This is a genomic window from Trichocoleus sp. ST-U2 (assembly GCF_039961875.1).
Classification (GTDB): Bacteria; Cyanobacteriota; Cyanobacteriia; order Cyanobacteriales; family FACHB-T130; genus FACHB-T130.
The window spans coordinates 1-7,013 of the sequence record NZ_JAMPJY010000091.1; the positions used below are offsets into that span (position 1 = coordinate 1).

Below are 7,013 nucleotides of genomic sequence, written 5' to 3' on the forward strand. Positions count from 1 at the left end.
ACGACAATCATCAAGTTAGGAAAGTCTATGCTAGTCATCGGAGAGATGAGTTTCATGGGTGGTACTTTGATTCTCAATCTCTCCCGTTCCTTTGTCTAATTCACATTAGACGTAAATTGTGATTACGTAGGATGAATTTATGCTTCTGCAATAGATTCTTGCCAAACCGGATCGCCAGTCTGGATAGCCAGTCTGGACAAAAGACACAAGAACATTGAGAAAGCCTTTCTGGTTGTCACAAGAGAAAAACATGAAGAATCTTTTCAAAATTGCGCTCGCCCTAGTGATATTTGTGGTGAACCTAGCGATCGCCCAACCTTCTCTGGCAGATCGACCCAAAGTATCCAAAAATCCTGACTATGTTCAGGTGACAAAAACGCTGAACGGTTTATCAGCACTCCAGGAAAGCCAGGATATCCCTCCAGAAGTGCAACAGCGAATTGACGAGTTGACCTTGCAAAAAGCCGCAATCGAGTCGGGTGTCACCTGGGGACAATGCAGCAATCAAACTGGGAACACAATCGGCATCTTTGGCCCCGCCTCTGAAGAATCGAAGACTGGCGATAACAGTCTCTACTTCCTAGCAGACGGTGAGACAACGCCTGAAGGCTGGGATTGCCAGGGAGTTTATCTACCGAGTGGCATTAACGTTGCAGGCATTGAGTCAACACCTGCCACTTATACAATTCTGGATGGTACCCGTTTAATCGCCCGCCGAAATCCTGATACCTCTGCGCTTGAGTTTAACGTTCCACCACTCAAGTCTTCCCAGGAGAATAAGCTGGCGGTTCCTAACGTATCGCAGGAATTTATTGAATCTCGCATTCCTAGTACGTTCACAGCCGTAGAAATTGACGATTAATGAGATGCGTACAAGTGGGTTGACGCAATGATTTAACAAATTGGCTTGCAAGCTCATTGAGTCAACTCACCGTACAAAGAAGGGAAAGTTATTGTTACTCACTCATTAGCATTTTGGAATATGGATTCTTTAATTGGGTCAGTAGATTCGCAGATTGTGTTAGTAGTTGCAGCGATCGCCGTGTCCCTCTTGCTGGTTACGCTGCTGATTAGAATCTTAAAAGCTGGTTTCGGGTTGATTTTGACGATTTTGGTGCTGGTGGTGGGATTGCAGTACGTTTTTGGCATTACCCCCGGACAGTTGTGGGGTGAGATCGGGAATTTGCCCCAAGATGCGATCCAACTGGTGAAAAACCTCGATTGGAATTCTCTGATATCAAGCTTTAATAGCTGAAGGCAGCATTCAATCACTTCTAATTATTCATCTGACAAGAAAGTTTATTTGTTTTTATGAGGCAATCCTCATAAAGTGAAATTAACTTATTCGCCGTAAATCCCCCACGAAGTTGGAAGCGCCACCATACCGCTTGCGGTTGGTGGTGGGTAGTTCACGCATTAAAGGCTCGTGATATTGACGAAGATACCTATGAACCGTCCGATCGCTGGGTAATGCTCTTCAGTTTGGCTGTCTTACTCTTGGGTACAGGTATCATCTACTACGTTTTTACGGCTCCTGTGCAACTGATAGCCGGTGCTATGTTTGAGTAATGTCTTGCTACGGCAATGATTCGCCAAGCGGATAGGAGAGGATGTCCTTTTCGAGTGTCTCTTCAGATTACTAAGCTGTTGTGCATTTAGACTGCGATCAAAGAGCGTCCGGGACGCAGTACCTTGAGACTTAGAAAGCGCCGCCAATCATATCCGGTCATGCAGCAACCTGATTGTTTACTACGTCAACAGATTAGGAACGTTTGTTCAATGGAATCTTACACGGCTTAAGGCGAGTGCCATTTAAGCTAGGGATGATAGTTAGCGATCGCGCTTAACTAAGTATCATTCACCATTGACTAATGACTAATAACTGGCTGCTACTTTTAGTGTGGATAGGAGTTGGGACTGGCTTGCGCTTGCTGAATTTGGCTGGCAAGTCGCCTTGGACGGATGAATTTTCGACGCTGGTTTTCAGCCTAGGCAATAGTTTTCGCGGCGTTCCCCTAGACCAAGCGATCGCACTCGATACTCTCCTGCAACCCCTGCAAGCAAACCCAGCAGCCGGAATCAACGATGTCATTCATCACTTAGTCACTGAAAGCAACCATCCCCCTCTCTACTTTGTGCTAACTCACCTGTGGTTGAAACTATTTCCACCGGATGGGGGATTGGTTTCGCTGTGGGGAGCGCGATCGCTTGCTGCCCTTTTCGGCGTCGCCTCTATCCCTGCAATGTACGCATTCGGCTGGTTTGCGTTTCGTTCTCGGTTGGTAGGGCACCTGGCGGCAGCGATGATGGCGGTTTCGCCCTACGGCATCTTTCTAGCGCAGGAAGCCCGTCATTACACTTTGGCAATTTTGTGGGCGATCGCTTCCCTTTCCTGTCTGGTGGTTTCCGCACGACACCTGCAACGTCAGGCATCTCTGCCCATTTGGCTGGTACTGCTCTGGGTAGGGATTAATACATTAGGAATTTCCAGTCATTATTTTTTCGTTCTAACTTTGGGTGCCCAAGCGCTGGCGTTGATTGTCCTTCTGTGGCAACAAAGACGGACTCAGAAGAATAATTTTAAATTTCCCACTGTCAAGTCCTCAATCCCATTGCTGGCGGTTGCGGCTGGGACGCTGGCGGGGGGATTAGTGTGGGTGCCAGTATTTTTACAGAATAGTTATGGGGGCAAGCTAACCGAATGGATTCAAGGCGATCGCGTCGGTTTGGCATGGCTTAGCCCAATCTTTCAAGCGATCGCGGCTTGGATTACGATGATCGCCCTACTTCCGGTAGAGTCACCCGATTTAGTCGTGGTGATTCTTTCTGGGGCTGTGATGATTGTTTTCTTTCTTTGGGCGCTACCCATCCTCTATCGAAGCTTGAAATTTCAGCGGCAAGAAGCGGGTTTGACAACCCAACTCTTTGAGGGTTTTATTTGGAGTGCGATCGCGCTATTTTTTGTTTTTACCTACATCCTCGGAATTGATTTAACTCGCGGGGCAAGGTATAACTTCGTCTATTTTCCGGCTGTAATTGTTATCGTAGGAGCCAGTCTTGCCGTCTGCTGGAACGCTGTGAAGGTTGAAGAAACTACTTTAAAAGAGTCAAGTCCAGTCAGCATCGATCCCGGCTCAAAAGCCAAAGGTAAAATAAACCCTTTTATTAAAATATCTGGTCAAAAAGCTGTGGCGCTCATTTGGCTCATGGGACTTTTGAGTGGGCTAACAGTCGCCTGCAATTTGGGTTATCAGAAATACTATCGTCCCGATCTCTTAGTGCCAGCGATTATAAAGTTGCAAGATTCCTCATCTTCATCTGGGCAGGTGCCAATTCTAATTGCTACAACTCACAAAACCCATGTACAAAATGGGGAAATGATGGGAATCGCGTGGGAACTCAAACAGCAAGCGGTACAGCCAAGGGAAATCCAATTTCTCCTAGCGCATCAAGACCAAAATCCTCAAACTTCAACAGCGGCGTTGCAAAAAACTTTGGCGACTTTACCGCGCCCTCTAGATGTTTTGCTGGTAAATTTCCACGCACCCATAGAGTTAGGTAAATGTGTTACGAATGCCAATTTCCCTTCAGTGGATGGCTACGAAACCAAACTTTATTACTGTCGAGATCGCTAAAGCTTAACTGCTTTTTTTGACGCTTTCTGGAACGCTCAGCGATGACAAACCCGCGATCGCTCTTAAATTTTGAGAGCGAATTAACTCTGTAAAATTTAAACTAGAGCGACCTTCGATTTTACCGACGGCTTCAATTGCGGATAACAGTTGCTGGGCAGCTTCAGCTTCCGTGTAGCCCCGCCGAATCGCTACCTTAATTGCCGCTTCATCTGCATCCAGTTCAGACTGAGAACTGCGAGTATTTCGCCAAATCTGAGTCGCTGCCAGTCCGCTCAATCCGCTAGCCACGACAACACCCACAGCATCTCCTTGGACAAGCTGCACGATTGCTCCGATTGCTCCAGCCGCCACCACACCTTGATAAAGGTCGGGTTTAAACCACTTGATCCCAGTCAGCCAAGCAACTGTGCGTAAAATCAGCAAATCTCGCTGCGGCTGAGACAAGCGACGCCATAAATCAAAATTGATATAAATCGGTCGATCTTGTGCCCAAGGCAGCGGAAACGGGCTATTAATCACCTGCGGTTGCTCCGGTTTGCTAACCACTTTTGTCAGCATTCGACCAGATGCAGGCATGACATCTAATAAGCGGCGAATTTCAGGCTCTGGATTCATCTTGGATGACTTGGGGCAACTATGGTAAAGACGCGATCGCTCCCCTCTACTCACTGAAAACTATTCTAAGGAATGTGGATGAAATAACTGGTAAAAGTAGGGATATGCCCCTACCCAGGTAGTTGAAATAAACCCACAATCCTCAGTTTTAGGGGGAGGGAGACGGAACGGCTGAAGCCGTAGGCTTGGGTTTAGGAGCTTGCTGAGTGGGCGGAGTGGTAGCTCTAGGCGTCGCCTTGGGTGTTGTTGTCGCTCTGGGTGTCGCCGGAGGTTTTGTGGCGGGGGCTTGCAGCCGAGTTGCGGGTGAGGGCGCTAGGGCTGGGCTAACAGGTGTTGACGTTGGTTCGGGTGAAATCGTTGTAGCCGGTAAGGGCGTTATCGCTGGGTTAACGGGTGTTGACGTTGGTACAGGGGAAACCGTGGCACCGGGAGCAGGAGACACCGTTGGGCTAGCAGCCGGAGCGGTAATAGAAGCAGGAGCGCCCTGTACACCCAAAATACTGGGATCTCCAGTGTCAAATATGCCAGCTAGACAGGCAATCATCATTGTCGCCAGCGTGCCAGCAAATAGCGCTTTCCAACCGAGTTCGGAGATATCTTTGCGCCGTGAGGGAATGAGGGCAATGGTGCCACCGACAAAAATGCCCACCGAAGCCAGATGGGCAAATCCGGAGAGGGCATAACTGACGATTAACACCGTGCGATCGCTTACAGTTCCGGCTTGGGCGGCTTCTGCTAACGCTTGATAGGGAGGAATTGCAGTTTCGAGGAGTCGTCGCCCAATAATCACAGACGCCGTCCAAGATTCGCTAAAAGGGACGCCGGTTAAGATTGTTAGGGGATAAAACAAGACTCCTTGAATATTTGCTAAAGTGACAACTTTAAATAAATCACCCACTGCTCCGGGTAAACCGCCCAACCAACCAAAAAATTGATTAACTAAAGAAACTAAACCCAAGATTAAGATCAGCACAGCAGCGATCGCTACTGCCATCTTCACCCCATCTAAAGAGCCGACAATCGCCGCATCTAAGGGGCTAACTCGCTCGATGGGTTCTCCAGCTACGGTTTCCTGTTTGTACGTTCCTTCCTTCTCGACTTCCTCAAACTCATTTTGCTCAAATTCCTTGGCTGTTTTTTCGCTAGGAATGCCGCCCAGCGTCAGCGGAGTTCCGGTTTCTGGCACTAAAATTTTTGAGATCACAAAACAGGCGGGGATAGCCATAATCGACGCCGATACTAAGTGTCCCAGAATGTTGGGAAAGACAGGTCTGAGGAAACTGACGTAAATTGCTAGGGTTGAAGAGGCAGCCGTACCAAAACAACACGCTAGAATCGCGCACAGTTCCGAACGGGTCATTTTTGGCAGATAAGGCTTAACGACAATCGCCGCCTCAATCCCGACAAAAATATTCGCGGCACCGCTGAGTGCTTCCGCGCCGCTCAGGCGCATCGTCCAATAAAATAATTTGGCAAATAGCTCGGTGATGACTTGAATGACGCCGATGTTGTAGAGGAGCGCCATCAGTCCGGAGAAAAAGATTACTGTTGGTAAGGCGCGAAAAGCAAAAATATAGCCAAGATTGATTGGTGGATCTTGACCGGGGATGGGGACAATATTTCTCCCAAATACAAACCGCGCCCCAGTGTCAGCAGCGACAAACACCGCGTCTAGTAAGGTCGTAAACCGCTCCAGTGCGATTCGCGTGGGGGGAAACTTGAACACCAAAAAAGCCAAGACTAATTGCAACCCGATGCCCCAGATAATGACGCGCCAAGGGATGATTCGCTTGTGTTCGGAAAAGAGCCATGCGATCGCGCATAAACCAAAAAGGCCGAAAAAGGAGATAAGGTTGAGATAAAAAGGATGAGACATGGGCTGAATCCTTATTTCTTGAGAGAGTGCTTCCCAGTTTGCCGTCCCCTACAAATCAGCGCGTTTTTCGGCTTTATCCCCGCCTGGAGAAGGATGACACGGGACACCCAAGACAATACCTGAAAATGAGGCGCTTCAGTACTACTACAGCTTTAAAATAAGCACAGAAGCCTGTATCTTATTCAAACTTAAGAATTCCTAAACACAAGGAAACAACTTAGCTAGAGCAGTCCCAGCTTGAAGAATGCTGCTCTTGGGCAGTTAACTACCCGCAAATTCAATACATGGAAGCTTTTGACTCAGTTCCTCCCAAATGGATCGAATCTGCTACTCACGCCCGCGAGTTTTGCTGTCCTAACTGTCGGGCTTCCTCCAGGGAAGCGCAACAGGTTTGGCTCAACCGGCGATCGCCCGTGATGACGGAAGACTATCGCCGAAAATGGCAGGAGTTTTATCAGTGCCAGTGTGGTTGTGTTTGGTGGGCGTGGAGTAACGATCGCCCTCCCTCTGATTTATTAAAGCGCGAGCCTCCAGCGATTGACGAGTGATGCTTTATAGAAGTAAAGCGCGACTCCCGACGGGATAGCTACTCTACCCTTCGGGAACCCCTTCGAGGAACGAGAACGCTACGCGAACGTTTCACGCATTTCCTCTGGTTGAGCGCCTTAGCGAAGCGAAGCCTCTAGGCTGATCGCACGATTGTGTCAGCCGTAAACAAAAGAGCGATTGCGCTACCGCGCAGCCTTCGGATCGCATATCGGAAATTTAGAAATTACGCTTAATGTGAATTATGAGGAACAAGCACCAGCTTGACGAAAAGTTAACACATCAATGGCAAAGCGCCGTTTGAGTAACAATCGTAAGGTATGACTTGCCAATTTAGCGGC

General features: G+C 48.4%; 6 protein-coding genes. 4 read left to right on the forward strand and 2 right to left on the reverse strand.

Annotated elements, in window-relative coordinates:
• The first annotated feature begins 250 nt into the window (after positions 1–250).
• The 3 genes from NC996_RS27935 to NC996_RS27945 all read left to right on the forward strand — a co-directional run bounded on the left by NC996_RS27935 (position 251) and on the right by NC996_RS27945 (position 3,635).
• Entirely contained in the window at positions 251–862 is a 612-nt protein-coding gene (locus tag NC996_RS27935; RefSeq protein WP_190688877.1) for a hypothetical protein, read from the forward strand.
• Between the two features lie 120 nt (positions 863–982).
• Positions 983–1,255 (forward strand): hypothetical protein, encoded by a 273-nt coding sequence (locus NC996_RS27940; RefSeq protein WP_190535056.1) that lies wholly within the window; start codon positions 983–985, stop codon positions 1,253–1,255.
• Between the two features lie 616 nt (positions 1,256–1,871).
• Positions 1,872–3,635: a phospholipid carrier-dependent glycosyltransferase gene (locus tag NC996_RS27945; protein ID WP_190688880.1), complete on the forward strand. Its 1,764-nt coding sequence runs from the start codon at positions 1,872–1,874 to the stop codon at positions 3,633–3,635.
• 3 nt (positions 3,636–3,638) lie between these two features.
• On the opposite strand, the gene NC996_RS27950 is transcribed toward NC996_RS27945, so the two are convergent.
• Positions 3,639–4,250 carry a DUF3318 domain-containing protein gene (locus NC996_RS27950; protein ID WP_190688882.1) on the reverse strand — a complete coding sequence of 204 codons (612 nt, stop codon included), beginning with the start codon at positions 4,248–4,250 and terminating at the stop codon, positions 3,639–3,641.
• Between the two features lie 148 nt (positions 4,251–4,398).
• A complete protein-coding gene (locus NC996_RS27955; protein WP_190525274.1) occupies positions 4,399–6,126 on the reverse strand; it encodes a nucleoside transporter C-terminal domain-containing protein in 1,728 nt (575 codons plus the stop codon).
• Positions 6,127–6,410: 284 nt separating this feature from the next.
• Here NC996_RS27955 and NC996_RS27960 point away from each other — a divergent pair, with 284 nt between their 5' ends.
• The gene (locus NC996_RS27960; RefSeq protein ID WP_190410452.1) at positions 6,411–6,674 is read left to right on the forward strand and encodes a hypothetical protein; all 264 of its coding nucleotides are present in this window, start codon (positions 6,411–6,413) and stop codon (positions 6,672–6,674) included.
• Positions 6,675–7,013 lie beyond the last annotated feature (339 nt).